The sequence below is a fragment of the Nonomuraea antri genome, from assembly GCF_013283785.1.
GTDB lineage: Bacteria > Actinomycetota > Actinomycetes > Streptosporangiales > Streptosporangiaceae > Nonomuraea > Nonomuraea antri.
In genome coordinates, this window is record NZ_JABCPZ010000194.1 from 1 (window position 1) to 21714 (window position 21714).

The window sequence follows — 21714 nt, forward strand, 5'->3', positions numbered from 1 at the left end:
GGGGCGGGCCTTGGGCGGTCGGTGGGGTGTCGCGGTCGTCAGGTCGCGCTGGTGATCACCGCGAAGCGGATGCCGTGCGGGTCCGACAGCACCGCGAAGCGCCCGACGCCGTCGACCGATGTCGCGGGCGCCCGCACCAGGCCGCCGAGCTGCTGCGCCAGGGCCGTGGTCGCGTCGCAGTCGGTCACCTCGAAGTACGGCAGCCAGTGCGGCACCTCCTCGCCGACCTGGAGCTCGACGATCCCGGCCAGCGACGACGACTCGTCGCCGTTCGCCGGGCTGACCACCGGGTAGGTCATGTCGCCCATCGGCATGTCGGTGATCGTCCAGTCGAGGACCGACCGGTAGAAGCCGCGCACCGCGGCGGGCTCCGCCACGTGCAGCTCGACCCAGCTCAGCGAGGGCGGCTCGGTCACCTGGCCGAGCCCGGCGTTCTCGCCCGGCTGCCACACCGCGAACGTCGCGCCCGCTGTGTCGGCGAATGTCGCCATGCGGCCCTGGCCCGGGATGTCGTAGGGCGGCGCGTGCACGGTGCCGCCGGCCTGTTCGACCGCCTTGGCGACGGCGTCGGCGTCGGGGGTCTGGAAGTAGACCAGCCAGAGCGGGCCGGGCGTCGTGTCGCCGAGACGTCCGATGCCCGCGACCGTCCTGCCGTCGACCTGGCAGAGGCGGTAGTCGTGGTGCTCGGGGCCGAGCGAGACGGCGGTCCAGCCGAACAGCCCCGTGTAGAAGGCCGTGGTCGCCTCCAGGTCGGGGGTGACGGCGTCGATCCAGCAGACCGAGCCGGGAACGTACGAGGTGGTGAGCATGGCATGCTCCTTCCTGGCGAAGCCGGGCGCGGCCTCCCGTCCCAGCCTCGCACGCGCTCCCCAGCCGGTGCAGACCCAAGCCGCAATCGAATACGTGTTTGAAGGATGCCCTATAGTCGAGGTCATGACCGGCGTTTTCCAAGCATCTCTGCTCGGCCTGGCCGACGAGCTCGGCGTCGGCCCGCTGGGGGCGAGCGTGCGCAGGACGTACCTCGACCGCGGGGCCTGGATCGACCTGCGGCGCGGCTGGCTGGGCGGGGCCGACACCCTGTTCCAGCGGCTCGCTGGCGGCGTGCCCTGGCGCGCCGAGCGGCGGCGCATGTACGACCGGGTGGTCGACGTGCCCCGGCTGCTGAAGTTCTACGATGAGGGTGAGGAACTGCCCGACCCGGTGCTCGGCGAGGCCATGAGCGCGCTCAACCGGCACTACGGGGAGGAGCTCGGCGAGCCGTTCCGCACCGCCGGCCTGTGCTTCTATCGTGACGGCCGCGACAGCGTGGCCTGGCACGGCGACACGATCGGCCGGGGTGGCACGGAGGACACCATGGTCGCGATCATCTCGGTCGGCACGCCGCGCCCGCTGCTGCTGCGCCCGCGCGGCGGTGGCCACTCGATCAGGCACGACCTGGGGCACGGCGACCTGATCGTGATGGGCGGGAGCTGTCAGCGCACGTGGGAACACGCGGTGCCGAAGACGGCCCGGCCGGCCGGACCGCGCATCAGCATCCAGTTCCGACCACGCGGCGTCCGCTGACCAGGCCGCGTCACGGTCTCCGGACCGGCTGTGCGGCGCCCGATCGCGTCTCGGGTTCCGGACCGGCCGCGCGGCGTTCGCTGACCCGGTCGCGTCACGGTCTCTGGACCGGCCGTGCGGCGTCCGCCGATCCGGTCGCGTCACGGTCTCTGGACCGGCCACCCGGCGTCTGCCGAACCGCCCGCGCCGCGCGGCGATCTGCGGCGAATGCCGCGCGGCCGGTGTGAGGGGTTACCTGTGCAGGGTGAGCTTGGCGATGCGGCCCTGCTCGCCCGAGGCCCAGCAGCTCAGGTCCGGCGTGCACGAGACGGTGTCGAACGACCCGCCGTCGAAGGTCCGCCAGCTTCCACCCGCCGTGTACGTCACGTCGCTGCCCGACGGGCCGACGGCGATCGCCGCGAACGGCAGGTGCGGCAGCCAGGTCACCCCCGACCGGTAGGCGGGCGGCGGCGCAGCGGCGGCGCGCCAGCTCGCGCCGCCGTCCCTGGAGACCGCGCCCGCGCTGGGCGACTGCTGGTCGGGCCGGTAGTCGCCGCCGACCGCGATGCCCCGGTGCCGGTCGCGGAAGGCCAGCGCGAACACGCCGCGCGCCGGGTCGCCGGCCGGGATCGGGGTGTCGGCCACGGTCCAGGTGCGGCCACGGTCGCCGGAGTGGAACACGCGCGAGCGCTCGGCGCCGCCGCTGGCCAGCCAGACGTCCCTGCCGCCCGACGTCACCAGGCACTGACCGCTGGCCGCGAACCCCGCCTCACCGGGCAGCGCGGCCGGCATGCCCTCCGACGGCAGCACCTGCCAGGTGCGTCCGCCGTCGCCGGTGGACAGGATCCTGAACTTGCCGTCCACCGGGTCGCTCATGGCCAGCCCGTGCCGCCGGTCGAAGAACGCCATGCAGTCGTAGAAGGCCCGGGGCTCGTCGTTCCTGAACGTCTCGGCCCAGGTGCGGCCGCCGTCCTCGGTGCGGTAGACGCGCGAGTCGGTACCTTCGCCGATCGACAGCACCACCGCCCGGCGCGCGTCGAACGCCTCGACGTCGCGGAACTGGAGCGCGGCGGTGCCGGGCGGTGAGACGTTCTGCCAGGTACGGCCGCCGTCGACGGTACGCAACACGGTCCCGCCGGTGCCGGCGGCCCAGACCACGTCCCTGCTGACCGGGGCGAGGCCGCGGAACCGGGCGGTCACCCCGGTGTCCTTGAGCTCCCAGGCCAGCCGCGGGGTGTCGGCGTGTGCGGGGAGCGGTACGGCCAGCAGACAGCCCGCTGTCAGGGCCGTCAAGGCATGACGAAGCTTCATGCCGGGAACCTAGCCCAACCGATCATCACCGTCCATGCCCGGAAGATCTGGATTCGTCGCCGGACGGTCGGGGGCCAGCGGCCGTCGAGGAACTCTTGCGTGTCGCGGAGCGGCAGCGCGGTGGCCGCCGCGCGTGGATCCGCACCGGCACCCCAGCCGGCCACGCCCCGAAGACCGGTGACGCCCCAAAGGTCGACGGCGCCCCGAAGGCCGACGACGATCCGAAGGCCGACGACGATCCAAGGGTCGGCCACGACCCAAGGGTTGACGGCGACCCGAAAGCCGGTGACACCCCGAAGGCCAGCGGCGGGACACACGCCGACACCAGCGCCGCGCCGGGCGCGCCCGGACGAGTCTGGGCCGGCTTCTGCGCGTTGAGCACGCCAAGCGAGAACCCGGCATGGACCAGGCCGGCCGGCAGGTCGGCGACGGCCCGGGTGCCCCGGTCGAGCAACTCGTCGAAGCCGATCCGCGTGAAGTACGCCAGACCGGCCGCCAGGGTGTCGAAGGTCCGGTCGTCGTACAGGTCGGGCGTGTGTACGGTGTGCTCGGCCCGCCGCAGCTTGTCGGCGTACCGGATGAGCTGCGGGGGTGCGGCGCTGGGCGTGATGGAAGACGACGACCTCGGCCACGATGGCCACCTTTGAACGGCGCGAACGGCGCACAAGATTGGAAAGTGTGTTCCCATGCGGATGGAGCAGCGAGGCGGATATCCGGATGCTGCCGCCTGTCCGGCGCGGCTAGGGTGCCGCGCATGACCATGGGCTTGCTGATGTGCGCCGATCCGCTGCGTCCTGGGCGCGTCGATCCGCACTTCGCCGCCGAGGCCGCGGCACTCCGCGAGCTGGGCGGGGCACCGGCGCTGATCGACCACGACGCCCTGCTCGCGGGGCGCGTCGCGGAGGCGGTGTCACGCGTGCCCGAGGGGTTCGGCCCGGCCTGGTATCGCGGGTGGATGGTGGGCGTCGAGCGGTACCGGGAGCTGGAGTCGGCGCTGGCCGCCCGCGGCTGCCGGCTCGCCACCGAGGCACCCGCGTACCGGACCGCGCACGAGCTGCCCGGGTGGCTCGCCACGCTGGGCGGACTGACGCCCAGGAGCGCGGTCGTGCCTATGAGTCCCGGCGAGCCTGCGCCGGACGCCAACCGGCTGCGGAGGCTGACGGGCGGGCTGCGGCCCGGCGCGTACGTGGTGAAGGACTACGTCAAGTCGCGCAAGCACGAGTGGGCGCAGGCGTGCTACGCCCCGGACCTGGCCGCGCTGGAGCGGGTGACCGCCCGCTTCCTCGACCTGCAGGGCGAGGATCTGACCGGCGGGCTGGTCATCCGCGAGTACGAACGGCTGCGCGGGCCCCAGCTCAGGATCTGGTGGCTGGACGGCGAACCGTTCTACACCGGCCCGCACCCGGACGAGCCGCACGAGCCGGACGAGTCAGCCGAGCCGGGCAAGCCTGGCGAACCGGTCGAGCCTGGCGATCCGATCGGGCCTGGCGTACCGATCGAGCCTGTCGAACCGGTCGAGCCTGGCGATCCGATCGGGCCGCCGCGCAAGCTGGCCGCGATTCGTTCGAGGGTCCGCGCGCTGCGGGCCCGGTTCGTCACCACCGACCTCATGCGCAGGCACGACGGCGCCTGGCGGGTGGTGGAGGTGGGCGACGGCCAGGTCAGCGACTGGCCGCGGCACGCCGACCCGGCCATCCTCATGCGCGCCCTGCGCACCGCCGGGTACGGCCTGCAGATCCACAAGGGCTTCTCCGGACCGGACGCGTGGGACTCCGCCACGGACATCGGCGCGTCCTTCGACGGCGTGACGCTGACCGGGCAGCGGTTCGACGAGGTCGTCACCGCCTACGCCATCGCCGTGGACCTGCTGGTCAAGGCCGCGGGCGTGACCCGTCTCGCCCTGCGCGACCCGTACGGCGAGTGCGTGGCCGCCCCGGCGGCACGGGTGCCGGAGCTCGTCCGGGCGCTGATGACGGAGGACCGGTGGTACCGGCTCGACGACGGCGCCGGATTCACCGTCACCCCCTTCGACCTCGTGCTGCACGTGACCACCCCCGTTCCGCCCGGTGAGACGGCCGAGCGGATCAGAGCACTCGGACTGGAGGCGTGGGACGAGCCGCCGCTGCGGCATGACGACTGACCGGCACCCGCCACCCAGCCGAACGCCGCCCGCCGGACGCGGCCGTTGCCCGAGCGGGACGGCCGCCGTATGGTCGGGGCATGGCGCTGAGGAGAGACCTCCCGTTGCTCGTCGCCCTCCTCCTGCTGTGCACCTGGCTCCTGCCTGTCCCCGCGCACGCCCGCCACGCGGCCGCGTACTCCGTGCGCGGCGGGGACGCCTACTACACCGGAGCCACGCGGTGCACGATCGGCGCCGCCGTCAGGGGAGGCTACGTCACCACCGGCGACTGCGGATCGACCGGCAGCGCCGTGGCCGGGTTCAACCGGGTGGCGCAGGGCACGGTACGCGGCGCGGTCTTCCCCGGCAGCAACATGGGCTGGGTCGCGGTGAACGCGAACTGGGTCCCGCGCGGCGTCGTCAACGACGGGCGCGGCGGCGAGATCGCGGTGCGCGGCGCGCAGCAGGCCCCGGTCGGCGCCACCGTCTGCCGCTCGGGCAGCACCACCGGCTGGCACTGCGGCACGCTGCTGCGCCGCAACGCCGTGGTGAACTACCCGCAGGGCACCGTGTACGGGCTGATCGAGACCAACGTCTGCGCCGAGCCGGGCGACCGGGGCGGGCCGCTGATGTGGAACGGGCACGTGCAGGGGCTGCTGGTCGGCTTCTCCGGCAACTGCACCACCGGCGGCCGCAGCTTCTACCAGCCCATCACGCCGATCCTGCAGGCTTTCGGGCTCACGCTGCTGGCCTCCTGACCGTCATGAGGCGGGGCCGGGCTGGAAGCCGTCGCCGACGCGTTCGCCGTTGAGCAGCGCGCCGAACAGTTCCTCCCACAGCGGCATCACCCGTTCCGGCGCGTAGGCGCGCGCGGTCACCGCGGCCGCGGCGCCCATGCGCACCCGGGCGTCCCGGTCGGCGATGACCCGGTTGAGCGCCGCGGCCAGTGCGTCCACGTCCCTGGGCGGCACCAGGACGCCGTCTGCGCCGTCGGTCAGCACGTCCCTGGGCCCGGTGGGGCAGTCGAAGGCGACCACGGGCAGCGCGTGCGTCATCGCCTCGATCATCACCATCGGCAGGCCCTCGAAGCGGGAGCTGAGCGCGTACACCGACGCCTCGGCCAGCTCCGTCTCCAGCCGTTCGGTACGTCCCGGCAGGCTCACGTGCTCGCCCAGCCCGAACTGCTCGACCAGCCCGGTGAGCTGCGAGCGGCGCGGCCCGGTGCCGAAGATCCGCAGCCGCCAGTCCGGGTGCTCGGCCGCCACCTGCGCGAACGCGGCGATGAGCAGGTCGAACCCCTTCTGCGGCACCAGCCGCCCGGCGGCCACCACGACCGGGTTCTCCTGGCGCGAATGCTCCTGCTCCACCTTGTGCACCGCGTTCGGGATCACCGTCACGGGCGTGCCGGGCAGCAGCCGGCGGTATTCGAGCTGGTTGGTCCTGGTCAGCACGGTGACCGCGTCGAACCTGCCGTAGTAGCGGGCGATCTCGCGCCTGATCGTGTCGGGGTAGGCGGCCAGGTTCATGTGCTCCTGCGCCACCCGGATCACGCTCTTCGGGGTACGCCGGGCCGAGATGAGGTTCAGCGCGGGCCTGGTCGTCACGAGGATGCCGTCACGCAAGCTCGCCATGTAGTCCATCGCGGCCCGCTCGACGCGTTCGGTGAAGTAGTCGGCGGCGAACTCGCCGCGCGGCACGATCTTCCCGCGCACCCGGCGCCACGCCCGCCGTCCGATGGAGTCCGGCAGCCGGCCGCCGCGCTGGTCGACCAGCGTGCGCAGGGAGACCCCCGGATGCAGCCGGAACTGCGGGTGGTCGCGCCGCCGCACCACGCTGACGATCTCGACCTCGTGCCCGGCGGACGCCATCGCGTTCGCCTGGTTGACCACCGTGCGGATGGTGCCGCCCATCCCGTACGCGTGCAGCATCACGTAGCGGATCCTCACCGGAGGTACCCCCAGCTGCGGCACATGGGCTTGAGCACATCGGGCACGGTCACCGGGTCGGGCAGCGCGCGGGCCGGCTGGACGCTGCCCGAGCGGATCTTCTCCCGCCAGTCGCCGAGCCCCTTCTCCAGCACGGACTGTTCGCCGTAGGAGAGCATGTCCGGCTCCCACGGCACGTCCAGGAACGTGCAGATCTCCCTGGTGACGCGCTCGGGGTCGGTGCTCAGGTCCTCGTACCTGACCGTCAGGCCGGGCAGCGCCGCGCGGGCCCGCTGCACCGCCTTCATGTAACGCAACGCGTCGAGCGCCGCCTCCTCGGGGGTGCGCTTGTCCGGGCTGGCCTCGTGCCAGGAGGTCGCGATGGACGCCGGATGCCGCAGCAGGAAGACGAACCTGGCGTCCGGCCAGCAGGTGGCGATGCGCTGGTAGGCGAAGGCGTTGGCCGGCGTCTTGTCCACGATGAACCGTTTGCCGCTGCGTACCAGTTCCCGGTGCAGCACCCGGTCCCAGAGCAGGTGCTCCAGGTCGGCCTGGTTGTGGCCGAGCGCGGCCATCGCCCTGGTGGCCAGGGCGGTGCCGCATTCGACGCGCAGCCGCCGTACGTGCAGTTCGTGCGGCGCGTGGAAGGCGGAGTGGGCGTTCATCAGCGCCCGCAGCAGCGTGGAGCCCGACCGCACCGGGGAGAGGATGAATACAGGCGCTTCGAGCAGCCGGTCGGCCAGCGGATCCGCGGGCGGTCTGATCTCCGCCTCGGGCGCGGGGGTCACCCGGGGAACGGGCGGCCCGTTCCTCTCCACCCGCCTGATCTGGAATCCGGTGAACCTGACCAGCGCTTTGTTGACTTTGCGCTGCCAGTTCATGCGGAGGGAGCCTACATACCGTTCCTGGTAGTTCCCTGGCAAAGAAGTAAAGGGGCATGGATCAACAGGCCTTAACGTTGCTCCATGTCCGAAATGCCATCTCGGGTGGAACTGCGCCCGCTCACCCTTTCCGACCAGGACGAGTTCTGCTCGCTCGTCCGGGCCAGCACCGAACTGCACCAGCCCTGGATGCAGCTGCCCGCCACCGCCGAGGAGTTCCAGGCCTGGATGCGCCGCTTCGACGACGGCGCCAACCTGGGCTTCCTGATCCGGATCAAGGAGACCGGCGCGGCCGCCGGCATGGTCAACATCAACTCGATCATCCGGGGCCGCTACCAGGGCGCGTCACTCGGCTACGCGGCCTTCGCGCCGTCCGCCGGGCGGGGTTACATCACCGAGGGGCTCCGGCTCACGCTCCGGCACGCCTTCACCGACCTGCGGCTGCACCGGCTGGAGGCCAACATCCAGCCGGGGAACAAGGCGTCGCTGGCCGTGGCCGAGCGCCTGGGCTTCCGTTGCGAAGGGCTCTCGCCGGCCTACCTCTACATCGACGGCGCCTGGCGCGACCACGAGCGCTGGTCCATCACCGCGCCGGAACCCTGGACTTCCGACCCGTCGCTGCCGGCGATCTGACCGCCTGCCGTCCGTGGCGCGCGGGCCTCTGCCCGGCCCGCGCCATCGGCCAGCCCGGACGGCAAAACCATCGGCCGGTCTGGACGGCAAAGCCGTCGCCGGCCCGGACGGCAAGAAGCCCCAGACCCGCGGTCATGACCGTGAGCTGGGGCTTTCGTGTTGCCGACTACCTGGTGGACGATACTGGGAATGTGCCATCGGAGAGCAAAAGCGCCTGGTAGATAGCCCATTAGGGCCTCCTGAAGTCAGTACATGGTCAGCACGCCGCGCGATCTTTAACGGGCGTGATGGCCTTCTGGTAGGCCGCTTCCATGACCTCAAGGGCACGATCCCATGCCTCCTCCAGTAGGTGGGCGTAGGTCTTGTAGGTCTCGTTGATGTCCTTGTGGCCGAGCCAGTGGGACAGGTCCGTGATGGGGATGCCCTGGGAGAGTTGCATGGAGGCGTAGGCGTGGCGGAGGCCGTGGATAGTGAAGTCCTCTGGCATGCCCGCCACCTTCAGGGCGGCCTTGAACTTGACCCGAAACACCTCGTGGTTCACGTACGGGTTCTTACGCCCCCGGAAGAGGTAGCCGTCTGGGTTGGTCCCGTGCGTGTTGAGGTGTGAGGTGATGACGGCGTTGACGAAGGGTGGGAGTGGGGAGTCTCGGTATTCGCCTTCCTCGCGATGCTTGAGTGGGCCGAGGCCGTGTTTCTGGGTGACCTGCTGGGAGATCCGGATTCTCCGGCCGCCGAAGAGGAGGCAGTCTTCGTTGAAGGCGAGTGCTTCGCCGATGCGTAGGCCGCATCCGGCCATGAGCCAGATGGCCGCCGCCCAGTCTTTCGGCATGGCGTCGGCCAGCTTGGTGATCTGCGCCCAGGTGGGGACGTAGAAGTCCTTCTTCCCGACGGCCGAGGGGAGTTCGATCTCGGTGCATGGGGAGTCGGTGAGCAGCTTGTCTCGTACGGCTTCCTCTAGCACGGAGTTGAGTACGGCGTAGCAGCCGTTGATCGTGCTGGGGGCGTAGCCGTCTGTCCGCATCTTGGCGATGAGGTCTTTGACTTGCTGGCGCTTTATGGCGCTGAGCTTGAGGTGGCCGAGGGCGGGTTTGATGTGGTTGCGGAGGTAGGAGCGGTATCGCTCCAAGGTGTTGGGCTTGAGTACGCGTCCGGCGAGCCATTTGTCGGCGTAGTCGGAGAAGACGACCTTCCCGGCTTTGGGGTCGATGACTCGGCGTAAGCCGCTTACCTTGTCGGACTTGATCTCCAGGATGAAGGCTTCTGCGTCCTTCTTCATTGTGTGTGGGTAGGACTGCTCCTGTTGCTTGGTGCCGCGTCCGCCGAGTCGGTAGCGAACCACCCAGGAGTGTTCGCACTTGCCCCAGAGGCGTTCGGCGGTCTTACGGTCGTCGGTGCTGCGGAGGTTGAGCTTGCGCCCGGCCTTGGCGTCGGCGCACTCGCACTTCTTGATCAGGCTGGCCACGTTAGTTAGTTCCCTCGTCTTCCTTCGGCTGGGCAACGTAGTCGGCGAGAGCTTGTTCAGCCTTGGGGGTCCACGTTCCGCCCGGCATGCCCGGCGTCGGAGGGCTGAGCGTGCCCCGCTCTCTGGCCAGGCGAATCCAGTTCTCGGCGGTCCGCCGGTCGGCGTCGGCGGCTTGTGCGAGCGCGATGACGGGACTCTTGGAACGAAGCGCCTGGATGGCGTAGGCGAAGGCGACCATCACGTAGAACAGATCTGGTCGCCCCCGGCTGCCAGGCCGAGGGTCCTCCTCTACCATCCGTCTGATTTCACGTATTGCGGTGTGCAGGACGAAGTTGTGCCGCTGCTGATTCACCGTCTGGAGCTTCTTCCGGCCCTCGATCGCCTGCGCGAGTGGTATCGCGCGCAGCGTGCTCGTGGTGATCCCGCGCGCCAGTTCTGCCGGGTCGGCACCGGGAGCAGGCTTGATCGACAGTTCCATGGGGCCGCCCTGCGCCGCATCGTCGGCCCAAATGTAGGTGACCAGCCATGGGCCGACCTGTGCAGTGGCCTGGCTGCCGCCCGCCTGGGGGTCGTCGGTGTGTTCTGTCATGCGATCAACTTAGGGGCTAAGTGTTGTGTTTAGCAAGCCACCTATATAGGTGTATTGACAAACAGCACATTTATTGCGCAGGCTTGCGTGTGTCCGCCGCTCCGGGCAGGGAAGGGCTGCCAGGTCACGCCAGGCCAGGGCGGTCACGGGCATGCCTTTGACAACTGCACAGCGGACACGAGACACGAGCGATACCAGCTCGTGAGCGAAGCGCGCCCGCACATGGGAGAGGAGAGCGATTGGCCAGCGGTGGCAGTAACCGGCTGATGAGTGTGGAGGAGGTGGCCGCCTATCTGGGCGTGCCCAAGAGCACGGTCTACGACCGGTGGAAGGACTGGGGCCTGAAGGGCTACCGCGTGGGCCGCTACCTGAGGTTCAGGGAGCGGAATGTGGAGACCTGGCTAGAGCACCAGGCCGTGAATCGATGAGCGGACGACAGGAGACAGGTAATGACACGACGACGACCCTTTGAAGCAGAGCGACCCTTCGAAGCAGAGCAGAGAGGTGCCGTCGGGTTGGACCAGCCCGAAGTTCACGTAGCGGATGTAGCGCCTGTAGAGGACCTGCCAGAGAGGGAGGACCCGAGCCGCTTGCTGGCCACTGCGTTAGAGGCGGCGGAGGAGACATTGGCAAGGTTCATCGTGTGGCCCCATGAACACGCCTCAACAATCGTGACGTTGTGGATCGCGCACACCTACATCCCCAAGGCGGTCAACGCCTCCCCCCGATTGATAGTTAATTCGGCGCTGCCGGGGGCCGGTAAGTCGGTGGTGCTGCGGCTGGTGACCGAGATGTCCAAGGGCGGGCGGATGATCGCGGGGACTACCCCGTCAGCGTTGTTCCGGAGCTTGGACAAGGCCGCTGATGATCCGTTGACCTTGGGAATTGATGAAGTGGATCAGCTTTTCAAGAGTGACAACAGCTCTCTCGTAGCGCTGATCAATACAGGTTGGGAACAGGACGGCAAGACTCAGGTCTCAGTTCCGGGAGGCGACGGTGGAGACTGGGACGCCAGAGAGTTCCGGGTGTTCGCACCGTTGGTGCTGTGCGGCATCGACAACGGGACCATGGCCGGGGCGGTGGCGTCCCGGAGTATCGCGGTGACGATGATGCCGGCCACTGCCGAGGACGATGCGAGGGTCTTCCCTTATCGTCGTCGGGCCGACAAGACACGGGTTGAGGAGACCGCCGAGTTGTTCCGCGACTGGCGGTCGGCGATGGATGCCGATTGGGAGGCTGGCGTTCGTTCGCCGCTGCTCGACCTGATCGACCGGTTGCCCAGGGACTTGGAGCTGCTCGGTGGGCACCACGGCCGATCGACCCAGCGGTGGGAGGCGTTGGTGGCGTTGGCCGACTATGCGGGCGGGGATTGGCCTTCTCGCGTACGAGATGCCTACGCCTACGTGACAGGCGTCGAAGAGGCATTCGGCACGGAGGATCCGAGTCTCGAACTGCTCAAGGCCATGTTCTACGTGTTCGCCTATTACGACCGTGATCGGGTGACGTCCAAGGAGGTCATAGAGGCGATCACGGGACCGCAGACGGATGAGTGGCCCGGCTTGGACATCACGCCTTGGCGGGAGTGGGGCATCAGTGACCGGAAGCTGGCAGCCAAGCTGAAGCCTTACGGCATCGGCTCGAAGCAACTGCGTGTGCCGGTCTATGGCAGCCAGCAGGCGAGGAATCTCAAGGGCTATGAGCGAGGCGATTTCGTCGCGGCCTGGAAGCGCTATGCCCCCGACCTCTTCTCTGAAAGCGATACAGGGGCTACATCCGCTACGCCGGAAGAGGCCACGGGCGGCACGTACCGGATAGCGAATGATCCATTTGCGAAGGACCCTTTCGCATAACCCCGGCCGTCTCGGAGTGCCCCGGTCTGCTGTGGTCGGGGCACTCTCATTCCCCCTGTACTAAGCGCCTATGGGCGGATCGGGAGGCAACATCACGACCTCGACGACCAACACGAAGCGCGGCAGCCATGGTGCACCACACCGTCCCGGCCGGGCTCATCACAGCAGCCTGGACGGCGAACCCGAATACACAACGTCACCGCCTGGGGCCACTGTCCGGCTCGGCTGTCAGTACCCGCCATGTGGGCGGGCGTTCATCTATCCCAAGCGCCGGGGCCGCTACCCGGCCTACTGCTGTACCGAGCATGAGAGGGCGTACCGGGCCGCGTACATGAAGGCCCGTCAACGCTCTTATCAGCGGTGCTCCCGCTGCGGGAAAGTCAACGAACTCTCCTGGGGCGAGAAGCGGTATTGCTCTGCAGAGTGGTTCGGCGTGGCTGCTGCAATGGCTCGTGGCGGCGCTGAGAGCGACGCACGGGCCCGTGTAAAGGCGGCGATATCCCATGACCCAAGTCTGGCCTCAAGGCGGTCCAGAAAGCGTTCTGATGGCGACTGGGATTGGTGGGAGTTCGGCGACCGGAGTTGGCATCTTTTGCATGTCTGGGAGTTCAAAGAGAATTGCTACACCGTTGGCAAGCAGGAAACCTATCTCGGCGGCCATGGAGGGCCATATGAGGGCCTGACGTGCCTGGAAATTGTTCCTCCTGACCTCAGGCAACACCAGTGGTTCGCCGATCACCCGCAATGGTGGGCAGCGTCGGCACAGTAATTAAGAGTGAGAGGCGCTATCGATACGCCTTCACTCGCACCCTACTCACGGAAGGACTATTCGATGAGCTATGCCATAAACACAGAGGCCGACCTTGAAGTCTGGAGCTTTGATGATTTGGAGACTTTCCTCAAGGCCGATGCATACAACGCCGAGTTTCGTCCTGAGCTGGGCCACATCATCAACCCTGAGCTTGGCCTTGAGTTGATCTATCGGCCGGTCGGCTACATCGTCCACAGCTAACCTTGCAAGCATATTTTTCTAGAGAGGATTGACTTTGGCAATATTTCCCGCTGCGGGCAACACGCAGATCAGTTCGTTTATCCCGGAGGTCTGGGCGGCACTCCTCATGGCGCCCCTGCATGAAGAGCTGGTTTTGGGATCCGACCTCTGCACCAACCGTGACTATGAAGGGGACATCGCCGGCCCTGGCGATCAGGTGCACATCAACTCGCTGGTTCGTCCGGCCGTGGTGGGCTACACCCGGAACGCCGACGTGCTACCGGAGCTGCTGGACACCGATAGGCAGACACTCGCCATCGACCACGGCAAGGCGTTCGCGTTCATTCTCGATGATGTGGACGCCGTACAGCAGGCCCAGGCCGGGACCGACAAGCCCCACCCCATCTATGCCGCCACTCTGGAATCCATGCAGGCGCTGAAGGTTGCAGCAGATTCGTACGTGGGAACCAAAATGGTGGCCGGGGCTCTCGCAGACAACAAGAAGATCTTCAAGGCTACCGGCTCCAGTCCGGGCGATCCCTTCAACGCCCTGGTGGACTATGGCGTTGTGCTGGACAACGCGGATGTGCCGGTCAAGGGGCGTTTTGCCGTCGTGAGGCCGGAGGTGAAGGCGCTCATCCTTAAGCACGACAAGTTCATTGCGTCGAGCTACGGCAGTGCCGAGCCGATCCAGAATGGTGTCATTGGAAGCCTTGCCGGTTTCACCGTCGCGGTGACGCCGCACATGCCCACCGGCGTGAACATGATTGTTGGCTCCCCAATCGCCACCACCTATGGCGACCAGTTGAGCAAGCTCGAAGCCATCCGACACCCGACCAAGTTTGGTGATGTGGTGCGCGGCCTGCATGTGGCCGGCGCGAAGGTCATCCGACCGGAAGCCCTCATTATCGCATCGGAAAGCTAGCCGCTAACCGATAACCCCGCATCCTCCCCCAGGATGCGGGGTTTCTTATTTAGATCCTTCGCGGCTCCTGTGGTAATCAATTTTTCCATCCTCAGAAAAGGGGATGCGAGCAGCTTGTCGCTTTGTTCTGACGCTATTCATAAGAACCCAGACTCGTACCTGGTCGGAGGACGGTACCCCCTGGCGGGGTCCATAGACTCAACCAAAGTGCATTACCCCAGGGTGCGGGCGCCGAACTAACAAACACCGACTTTCCTGGGGTTTCGTAGTTTTGTGTTGACAGACAAAACTTGAATGGCTAGCTTTCTCGGCGCTGGCTCCGCTTCAACCGAGTTAACGAACAAACTCGGGACAGAGAAACCAGCTTCGGACACAGGACAGCCCTGAAGCGTCACAACCGCCAAGTCACGCGCTTCAGGGCCACCAAGGGAAGGCTATCAAGCCATGCAGAGCAACGCTCCTGTCATCTCCAACGAGGCGTTCCACGGGCTGTTCGGCCGCATCACTGATGCACTCGACCCCTACACCGAAGGGTCCAAGGTCGGTGTCATGGTCTCCCTCATGTCGGCCTACAGCGCCTACATCGGCTACGGGCCGACCGTGGAGACGGGCAAGGGTTCCTCCCCGCTGGCACTGTGGGGCGTCCTGGTCGGTCGTAGCGGGGTTGGCAGGAAGGGCACCGCTACAGGCATCGCCCGCCGTGTGATCGAGTCTGCGTTCGCCACCTTCGGGGAGGAGAGCGTGGTGGAAGGGCTTCCGGCCACCGGCCTGGGGTTCATCACGGAGCTGGCCGACCGTGCAGAGGGCACCCTGGCCAACCCGGTCTGGTTTATCGAGGAGGAGGGAGACGCGCTGCTGTCCAACGCGCGCCGGGATGCCAAGGTGGGCGTCTACCTCCGCAAGGCGTTCGACGCCCAGACCATCGCCCACAAGACCAAGGTGGATGACCTGCGCGTGAGGCGTCCGCACCTTGGCCTGATCATGCACGTACAGCCGCGCAACTGGGCAGCGGTGGCGGGCGGCAAGGACGCCACCGGAGGGACCTGGAACCGTCTCCTGCCCGTATGGGTGCAGCAGTCCAAGACCCTGCCCGTGTTCGAGTCCTCCGACGCCCACGAGGCCATCCGGCAGGCCGCGCGTGCGCTGCGACAGGCTGGCGACTACGCCCGTCAGGTGGATACGGTGACCGTGCCGGGGCACGTGGCCCGTGTGTTCGAGGCCAAGCACCGGCCGATCGTGGAAGCCATGATTTCGACTGAGGCCATGAGCCAGTACGCCGAACGGGCCATGGCCCTACATGATCCGTCTGGCCGGGCTGTTCGCCCTGTCAGAGCGGCGGGACGAGATCAGCGAGCGTGACTTTGACGCCGCCCTGGCGTTGGTCTGCTACTCCATCGAAACCATCGCCTACGTGCTGCCGGAAGCTGAGGCTTCGGAGGACGCCAGCTTGGCCGTGAAGGTGGAGAACTTCGTACGGGAGGCCGGGGACGCTGGCCGCACGGCCACCGAGATCTACCGGACACTCAACATCAAGGCGGCCGATCTCCGGGAGATCGTGGCCCAGCTCGACACGATCGAAGTCATCAAGGGGCACAGTGCCAAGGGCACCGGGGGCCGTCCGAGCATGCGCTACATCTACGTTGACTCTTCGCCCGTCGAAGAAACGAACGAACTCGACCTGGAGGTGGCCCCGGAGATCGTTGCGGAGGAGCCCTCCGAGCTTGCCGCCATCAGGGAGGATGCTGTTCCGATGGCCGAGACTCCCGCCTTCCTGCCCTTCCTGAGTGATGATGAGTGGGACGAGATCGACGCTGCCCAGAGCGTCACGCCGGAGCCTGAGATGGCTCCTGAGCCTGAGCTGGCAGAGCAGGCCATCGAGGAGCCCGCCGTTTCGGAGGACGCCGTGAGGGCGTTCCTGTCCTCTCCGGCCGGTGCCGAGATGCTTCAGGACATCCTCAAGTCGATGATGGCAGCTCAGGCCATCGCCAACGCTCCCGAGCCCGCTGCGACGGTCAAGGCCAAGACCCCTCGCAGGACCCGCGCCAAGGGCAACGCCGAGACGCTGTTCCCGGCGCCCGAGGCAGCTGCCTAATCCGTGCCTGACGTTCAGGCCCCCGCTTCGGCGGGGGCCGGTACGTGTACGTGCCCCTCGAAAGCCGCCGTACGTGAAATCAGTGACGTACCGGCTGCCCGGCCGGTGAGGAGCCCTGGCTGTCCCACCCGTGGAGAGGCACAAAGGACGGCCAGGACCCCGGACCCGGAGAGGAAGGATTCCAGGGCGTCTACACCCCGGCGAAGTCATCCTCCAGGCCTTCCGGCCGGGGCTGTGTCAGGCAGCCGCATCACCTTCCGTCACGGCCGGCTGCACGTCATGTAGTCGCACCAGCAGCTCCCGAGCGAGGGCGTGGTGCATGTCGTAGTCGTCGAACCTGACCACGGCGTTCCTCTCGAACGGCACCAGCGGCGGCAGGTAAGGAACAAACAGATCCGCGCGCACCCCGTACGGTGAGCAGTCGCCCACGGTGAAGACGGCCGCGTTGCGCCGCAGGTGCGAGCACTGCGAGATCGCCTCCGGGATGCAAGCCCGGCAGGTGGGCGGGGCGTTGGTGTAGCCGTCGCCGCCACACCCGTCGTTGGAGAGCAGCCACCATATCCGCCCCGTCTCCCGATCCACCGCCGACCGCGCGCACACCTGGCACAACCGCTTGTCCATGGCGCGCCACTGCCGCAGCGTGTTGACCGTCCTGAAATCGGGCCGCCCCGCGCGGTTCTGCCCCTGGCGCAGGCGAAGGACCCCGTGACGAACGTCGTCGCGATGCGGCACGACGTAGCTCAGCCGCAACCCGCCACAACGCGGTACCCACTTCAGCGGAGGACCCTGAGCCTCCCCTGTCCAGCCGATCACGTACGGGTAGCGGAAGCGGGTCGCGGTTGTCGTCGGGGCTGGGCCGCTCACGATGCCCTGCCACCGGGGATCACACGAGGAGCCTCACGAAGGCGGCCATGCTGATACGTCTTGTTCTGGGTGATCAGCCGTGCCACCCGGTGCGCCTTGCCCGCGGGAACCACTTCGATCCGATCCGGCAACGGCTGATTGTCAGGACCGACCTGTGCCAGTTCGACGGTGTATGCGCCGGAGCGGGGGCCGATGGCCACGGTGGCGACTCTCCACCCGCCGTCTGAGTAGATGACGAGTTGTGGGGGATGCCATCGTTTCTGCACGCCCGAGCCGTTCGTCTTCGCCTCGATCCAAACACGCCTGATCAACTGGGCGTTGACGCCATCGGCCTCCAGCAGGGCGAGAACGCGGTCCAGGGCGGCGCTCTGGGCTTCGGCTACCTCTTCGGACACGGGTTCCCCGAGCACGTCCTCAGCGGTTGCGGTTGTGTGCGTGAGGGTCATGCCTCGACGCTAGGAGCGATGGATCTCGGCATCCAAGGCGTTTGCCGCTCTTTGCCGCACTAACTCAGCCGCGCACGCGCCTCTTGGATGAGTGCCTTGGCCTTGGCTCCGTACACGGCTGACGCCGCGAGCTGCTCAAAAGCTCGCTCGTACAGCGCGACCTCGTGAGGTTGGCTCAGGGCCAGGCTGGCGGCAAGGGTCTCGATCTGGACCACGCGTCGATCCAGGATCCAGAAACCCGTCAAGGGCAGTGCCTTGTGGCGGGCTGTGGTGGGGATGACACCCAGCCTCACCGTGGGCAACTCCATGTCACGAAGGAGTTGATCGAGTTGGCCCGGGATCACGTCGGGGGGTACGACACCTGCGCTGAGGGCCACCTCGCAGATCACCGCATGGAAGCGATGCTTCTTCCGGAAGAGGATGTGCCGACGCTCCATCCGGGCTTGGACCCCTTGGGCCACGTCATTGGGTACGCGCAGTAACTCCACGACGCTGGTCATCACCGAGCCGGCGTACTCGGGAGTCTGGAAGAGCCCGGGTATGTAGAACGTCTCGAACATACGAAACAAACTCGTTTCGGCTTCCATCGTCAGCCGGTCACGCTGACGCTTGCGCGTTCCGACGCCGAGTTGTCTTCTCCATTCCACGTACATGGTCTCGATGGAGCGGAGCGTGGCCACCAAGTCGGCTAGCTGATCTTCTGTGTGGCAGTGCTGGCACCACACCCGTAGATCGTCCTCGGAGGCGTTGCGCTTGCCGTACTCGATGCGGGAGACCTTGGAGGAGTGCCAGCCCGCCAGGGCGGCCAGCTCGACGCCCGACAGTCCGGCATCCCTGCGGATGTCCCTCAGGCGCACGCCGAGTGCCTCGCGTGCCTTCTGCGCTGGCGTAGACACTGGAGCGGCTACGCGACGTACTGAGCGTAGGGGATAGCCCTCGCCCACACCTGGTCTCGCACCGTGCGGCATTGCTGCAGCAGGCCGGGATCAGAGACCAGGCCGAAGCCTCCTGAGGAGCCGTCCGGCATGAACAAGCTGAGGACCAAGGTGTCCTCGTCGAGCAGCCAGTAGTCCTCTTCGGGCAGATGGATGTCGGCGGCCTGGTGCCGGGGCAGATAGCGGATGTCCTCGCCTGCCTCGATGTTCTGGGGATCGATGGTCATGGCCCATTGGATGTAGTCGCTCAAGGGCTCGGTCACGATCCGGGCCCGCTGGATGACGGTGCCTCGGCGGGTGGACCTCCGGGCGAAGGACAACCAGGACTGGTGCCACTGGTAGTCGTCCGTTTCGCCCAGGAGCCACCTGCGGAACGGTCCCTCTTCGTCCTCGACGCCGTAGGAGTCCCTCATCTCCAGATGGAAGGCTCGCCGACGCCTGAGCCACAGCGCCCGGAAGTCGTCACGGGTTAGGCGCTGCGTCTCCATGGTCGAGCCACTCCTTGGGTAGGTGCCGCATCAGTTCCCTGGGAACCTCCAAGAACGTTTCGTGGTCGGGTACGTCCTTGAGGGTTTCGAGGGCTTCGAGGTCTGTGATCTTCCATCCTTGCACCACGATGGTGCCCCGGTCGGTGGCGTACAGGGTTGGGGACTGATCCCCGGTCGTCTCCTTGCCCAGGAACGTCAACTTCATGATCGCTACCTCCGCTGGAGCTTTGCCGTACTTTGCTCGACTCCGCGATCGTCGGCCCAGGTCGCAGCTACGTCAACCCCTCGCTTGGAGAAGCGTCTGTCACGGGGTCAGCACAACGTCAGTACCGGTGCTGACAACAACCATGATCAACCCGGAACAACAAGAAGCCCCAGACTCCCGGCATGTGCCGCGAGCTGGGGCTTTAACTCCTGTTTGACCAGGTCAGACCTGATCTGCTATGGAGCGCGGTGGACGATACTGGGATTGAACCAGTGACCTCTTCCGTGTCAGGGAAGCGCTCTCCCGCTGAGCTAATCGTCCTTGGAGGTGGAGACGGGATTTGAACCCGTGTGGACGGCTTTGCAGGCCGCTGCCTCGCCTCTCGGCCACTCCACCGAGTCGACCTCTCCGAGCGGAAGACGGGATTCGAACCCGCGACCCTCACCTTGGCAAGGTGATGCTCTACCACTGAGCCACTTCCGCGTTGCGTGCCTAACTCTAGCGGGTTTTTCGACCAGATGCTCACGCGTGCCTACTTGCGCAGTTGACGAGCGACGCTGCGTTCCGTCGCGGGCAGGCTGAGGAAGATCTCCAGAATCCTGGTGAGGCGGTGCACCTCGGTGCGGTGGAAGGCCGGGCCCTCGGCGCGGGCCAGCACCAGGGCGAGGGCCAGGGGCGGCAGCGGGGCGTGGATGACGTGCAGGCCGCCCTCCAGCGTGGCCGCCGCCGGCCTGGACGGCGTCTCGCCCGGCAGCACGAGGTTCCGCGGCGCGCGCCAGCTGGCGTAGAGCGGGGCGCCGTCGGCGAGCGTGGCCGCCCAGTCGGCGCTGAACAGCACCGGCAGCGAGTCGATGAGCGTGGTCAGCGCCCGGTCGCCCGCCGTGGTGATGTACTTGAGAATCTCCAGCTCCGGGTAGGTGCCGGGGGCTTCGCGGGTCGTCCAGACGCCGTCGACCCGCACGTCCGGCACGGATTCGAGCCCGTCGACCAGGCTCTGCCTGGGCGTGCCCTCGGGGCAGAAGACGGTGATGTCGTCGACGGCCATGCCCGCGCCCCGGTCGAGCACGGTCACCTGGGTGATGTCGGCGCCCGCCGTGCCGAGGACCTTGGTGACCTGGGCCAGGGAACCCGGCCTGTCGGGCAGCGCGATGCGCATACGAATCAGCATCTATCCCCTCCCCAGTAGATGCCAGGCCCAGCCTATCCGCGAATACCGGTCATGACCGGAGCTGCGCTACAACTGACGGAATGAAGATTGGGCCGATCGGGGTGTGGCCGCCGGTGGTGCTGGCGCCGATGGCGGGCATCACGAACGCGCCGTTCCGGGTGCTCTGCCGCGAGCAGGGCGCCGGGCTGTTCGTGTGCGAGATGATCACGACCAGGGCGCTGGTCGAGCGGAACCCGAAGACGCTGCGGATGATCAGGTTCGCGGAGTCCGAGACGCCGCGCAGCATCCAGCTGTACGGGGTCGACCCCGACATCGTGGGCCGGGCGGTCAAGATGATCGCCGAGGAGGATCTGGCCGATCACATCGACCTGAACTTCGGCTGCCCGGTGCCGAAGGTGACCAGGCGCGGGGGCGGGTCCGCGCTGCCGTACAAGCGGAATCTGCTGCGGCGGATCCTGCGGCAGGCGGTCGCGAACGCGGGCGCGCTGCCGGTGACGATGAAGATGCGCAAGGGCATCGACGACGATCACCTGACCTACCTCGACGCCGGCCGCATCGCGGTTGAGGAGGGGGTCGCGGCGATCGCGCTGCACGCGCGCACCGCCAAGCAGCACTACGGCGGGGTGGCCGACTGGCCGGCCATCGCCCGGCTGAAGGAGGCCGTGCCGGAGATCCCGGTGCTGGGCAACGGCGACATCTGGTGCGCCGACGACGCGCTGCGCATGGTGGCGAGCACCGGCTGCGACGGCGTGGTCGTCGGGCGCGGCTGCCTGGGCCGGCCGTGGTTGTTCCGCGACCTGGAGAACGCCTTCAACGGCAGCCAGGAGCGGGCCAGGCCCACGCTGGGCGAGGTGGCCGAGGTGATGTTCCGCCACGCCGAGGGGCTGACCGGCTGTTTCGACCAGGAGCGTTACGCGATCGCGGACTTCCGCAAGCACGTCGGGTGGTACCTGAAGGGCTTCACGGTGGGCGCGGAACTGCGGCGCGAGTTGGCCACCGCCGAATCCCTCGACGGGCTGCGGGCCGGGCTCGCCAAGCTCGACCACGACCAGCCGTGGCCGCCCAACACCGACACGCCGCGCGGCAAGTCGGGTGAGCGGGCCAAGGTGCTGCTGCCGGACGGGTGGCTGGACGACCCGTACGACGGCGTCGTGGACGAAGAGGGCGAGTCGGATATATCCGGCGGCTAGCCGGCCGCGGCGGCCCGCGGGCGAGCGCGGGCCTGAGGAGGCGGCCTGCAGGTCAGGAGGGTCAGGCGGGTCAATGCGGGCCGGCGGGGGTGGCAGGC

General features: G+C 67.6%; 24 protein-coding genes and 3 tRNA genes. 12 read left to right on the forward strand and 15 right to left on the reverse strand.

Annotation, left to right across the window (positions count from 1 at the left end; genetic code table 11):
• Positions 1–38 precede the first annotated feature (38 nt).
• A complete protein-coding gene (locus HII36_RS41415) occupies positions 39–809 on the reverse strand; it encodes a VOC family protein (protein WP_173528819.1) in 771 nt (256 codons plus the stop codon).
• Positions 810–933: 124 nt separating this feature from the next.
• Here HII36_RS41415 and HII36_RS41420 point away from each other — a divergent pair, with 124 nt between their 5' ends.
• Entirely contained in the window at positions 934–1563 is a 630-nt protein-coding gene (locus HII36_RS41420) for an alpha-ketoglutarate-dependent dioxygenase AlkB (RefSeq protein WP_173528820.1), read from the forward strand.
• 231 nt (positions 1564–1794) lie between these two features.
• On the opposite strand, the gene HII36_RS41425 is transcribed toward HII36_RS41420, so the two are convergent.
• Entirely contained in the window at positions 1795–2853 is a 1059-nt protein-coding gene (locus HII36_RS41425; protein WP_173528821.1) for a WD40/YVTN/BNR-like repeat-containing protein, read from the reverse strand.
• A 95-nt stretch (positions 2854–2948) separates the two neighbouring features.
• On the opposite strand from HII36_RS41425, the gene HII36_RS41430 reads away from it, so the two are divergent.
• From HII36_RS41430 to HII36_RS41440, 3 genes are all read left to right on the forward strand, one after another.
• Entirely contained in the window at positions 2949–3500 is a 552-nt protein-coding gene (locus HII36_RS41430; RefSeq protein WP_173528822.1) for a hypothetical protein, read from the forward strand.
• A gap of 107 nt (positions 3501–3607) precedes the next feature.
• Positions 3608–4993: an ATP-grasp domain-containing protein gene (locus HII36_RS41435; protein ID WP_173528823.1), complete on the forward strand. Its 1386-nt coding sequence runs from the start codon at positions 3608–3610 to the stop codon at positions 4991–4993.
• A gap of 80 nt (positions 4994–5073) precedes the next feature.
• Positions 5074–5730, forward strand: coding sequence for a S1 family peptidase (locus HII36_RS41440; protein WP_173528824.1), 657 nt, complete (start codon positions 5074–5076; stop codon positions 5728–5730).
• Positions 5731–5733: 3 nt separating this feature from the next.
• On the opposite strand, the gene HII36_RS41445 is transcribed toward HII36_RS41440, so the two are convergent.
• On the reverse strand, positions 5734–6918 hold the full coding sequence (locus tag HII36_RS41445; protein ID WP_173528825.1) for a glycosyltransferase family 4 protein: 1185 nt from the start codon (positions 6916–6918) through the stop codon (positions 5734–5736).
• On the reverse strand, positions 6915–7778 hold the full coding sequence (locus HII36_RS41450) for a sulfotransferase family protein (RefSeq protein WP_173528826.1): 864 nt from the start codon (positions 7776–7778) through the stop codon (positions 6915–6917). The genes HII36_RS41445 and HII36_RS41450 overlap by 4 nt, the downstream gene beginning before the upstream one ends.
• Before the next feature lie 84 nt (positions 7779–7862).
• Here HII36_RS41450 and HII36_RS41455 point away from each other — a divergent pair, with 84 nt between their 5' ends.
• Positions 7863–8411, forward strand: coding sequence for a GNAT family N-acetyltransferase (locus tag HII36_RS41455; RefSeq protein WP_173528827.1), 549 nt, complete (start codon positions 7863–7865; stop codon positions 8409–8411).
• A 256-nt stretch (positions 8412–8667) separates the two neighbouring features.
• Here the strand turns inward: HII36_RS41455 and HII36_RS41460 are convergent, their stop codons facing one another.
• Both HII36_RS41460 and HII36_RS41465 read right to left on the reverse strand, forming a co-directional pair.
• The gene (locus HII36_RS41460) at positions 8668–9873 is read right to left on the reverse strand and encodes a tyrosine-type recombinase/integrase (RefSeq protein WP_173528828.1); all 1206 of its coding nucleotides are present in this window, start codon (positions 9871–9873) and stop codon (positions 8668–8670) included.
• A 1-nt stretch (position 9874) separates the two neighbouring features.
• Complete coding sequence (locus HII36_RS41465) at positions 9875–10462, reverse strand: hypothetical protein (RefSeq protein WP_173528829.1); 588 nt, start codon at positions 10460–10462, stop codon at positions 9875–9877.
• Positions 10463–10728: 266 nt separating this feature from the next.
• On the opposite strand from HII36_RS41465, the gene HII36_RS41470 reads away from it, so the two are divergent.
• From HII36_RS41470 to HII36_RS41495, 6 genes are all read left to right on the forward strand, one after another.
• A complete protein-coding gene (locus HII36_RS41470; RefSeq protein ID WP_173528830.1) occupies positions 10729–10890 on the forward strand; it encodes an excisionase family DNA-binding protein in 162 nt (53 codons plus the stop codon).
• A gap of 162 nt (positions 10891–11052) precedes the next feature.
• Positions 11053–12312: a DUF3631 domain-containing protein gene (locus HII36_RS41475; protein ID WP_173528831.1), complete on the forward strand. Its 1260-nt coding sequence runs from the start codon at positions 11053–11055 to the stop codon at positions 12310–12312.
• A gap of 832 nt (positions 12313–13144) precedes the next feature.
• Positions 13145–13324, forward strand: a complete 180-nt coding sequence (locus HII36_RS41480; protein ID WP_173528832.1) for a hypothetical protein — start codon at positions 13145–13147, stop codon at positions 13322–13324.
• Positions 13325–13358: 34 nt separating this feature from the next.
• Positions 13359–14228 carry a N4-gp56 family major capsid protein gene (locus HII36_RS41485; protein ID WP_173528833.1) on the forward strand — a complete coding sequence of 290 codons (870 nt, stop codon included), beginning with the start codon at positions 13359–13361 and terminating at the stop codon, positions 14226–14228.
• 444 nt (positions 14229–14672) lie between these two features.
• Positions 14673–15587, forward strand: a complete 915-nt coding sequence (locus HII36_RS41490; RefSeq protein WP_173528834.1) for a hypothetical protein — start codon at positions 14673–14675, stop codon at positions 15585–15587.
• On the forward strand, positions 15526–16320 hold the full coding sequence (locus HII36_RS41495) for a hypothetical protein (RefSeq protein ID WP_173528835.1): 795 nt from the start codon (positions 15526–15528) through the stop codon (positions 16318–16320). The genes HII36_RS41490 and HII36_RS41495 overlap by 62 nt, the downstream gene beginning before the upstream one ends.
• 237 nt (positions 16321–16557) lie before the next feature.
• Here HII36_RS41495 and HII36_RS41500 read toward each other — a convergent pair whose 3' ends face one another.
• The 9 genes from HII36_RS41500 to HII36_RS41540 form a co-directional block, all read right to left on the reverse strand.
• A complete protein-coding gene (locus tag HII36_RS41500; RefSeq protein WP_173528836.1) occupies positions 16558–17070 on the reverse strand; it encodes a hypothetical protein in 513 nt (170 codons plus the stop codon).
• 110 nt (positions 17071–17180) lie between these two features.
• Positions 17181–17630: an aldehyde dehydrogenase family protein gene (locus HII36_RS41505; RefSeq protein WP_173528837.1), complete on the reverse strand. Its 450-nt coding sequence runs from the start codon at positions 17628–17630 to the stop codon at positions 17181–17183.
• A 59-nt stretch (positions 17631–17689) separates the two neighbouring features.
• Positions 17690–18487: a helix-turn-helix domain-containing protein gene (locus HII36_RS41510; RefSeq protein WP_217370608.1), complete on the reverse strand. Its 798-nt coding sequence runs from the start codon at positions 18485–18487 to the stop codon at positions 17690–17692.
• 47 nt (positions 18488–18534) lie between these two features.
• Positions 18535–19053 (reverse strand): DUF6879 family protein, encoded by a 519-nt coding sequence (locus HII36_RS41515; RefSeq protein ID WP_173528839.1) that lies wholly within the window; start codon positions 19051–19053, stop codon positions 18535–18537.
• The gene (locus tag HII36_RS41520; RefSeq protein WP_173528840.1) at positions 19028–19258 is read right to left on the reverse strand and encodes a hypothetical protein; all 231 of its coding nucleotides are present in this window, start codon (positions 19256–19258) and stop codon (positions 19028–19030) included. Before HII36_RS41520 ends, HII36_RS41515 begins: the two co-directional genes overlap by 26 nt.
• 249 nt (positions 19259–19507) lie before the next feature.
• Positions 19508–19579: transfer RNA gene (locus HII36_RS41525), tRNA-Val, on the reverse strand.
• A 1-nt stretch (position 19580) separates the two neighbouring features.
• Positions 19581–19654 (reverse strand) — tRNA-Cys (locus tag HII36_RS41530).
• 15 nt (positions 19655–19669) lie between these two features.
• A tRNA-Gly gene (locus HII36_RS41535) sits at positions 19670–19741 on the reverse strand.
• A 49-nt stretch (positions 19742–19790) separates the two neighbouring features.
• The gene (locus HII36_RS41540; protein WP_173528841.1) at positions 19791–20426 is read right to left on the reverse strand and encodes an ACT domain-containing protein; all 636 of its coding nucleotides are present in this window, start codon (positions 20424–20426) and stop codon (positions 19791–19793) included.
• Between the two features lie 80 nt (positions 20427–20506).
• On the opposite strand from HII36_RS41540, the gene dusB reads away from it, so the two are divergent.
• Positions 20507–21616, forward strand: coding sequence for a tRNA dihydrouridine synthase DusB (gene dusB, locus HII36_RS41545; RefSeq protein WP_173528842.1), 1110 nt, complete (start codon positions 20507–20509; stop codon positions 21614–21616).
• Positions 21617–21714 lie beyond the last annotated feature (98 nt).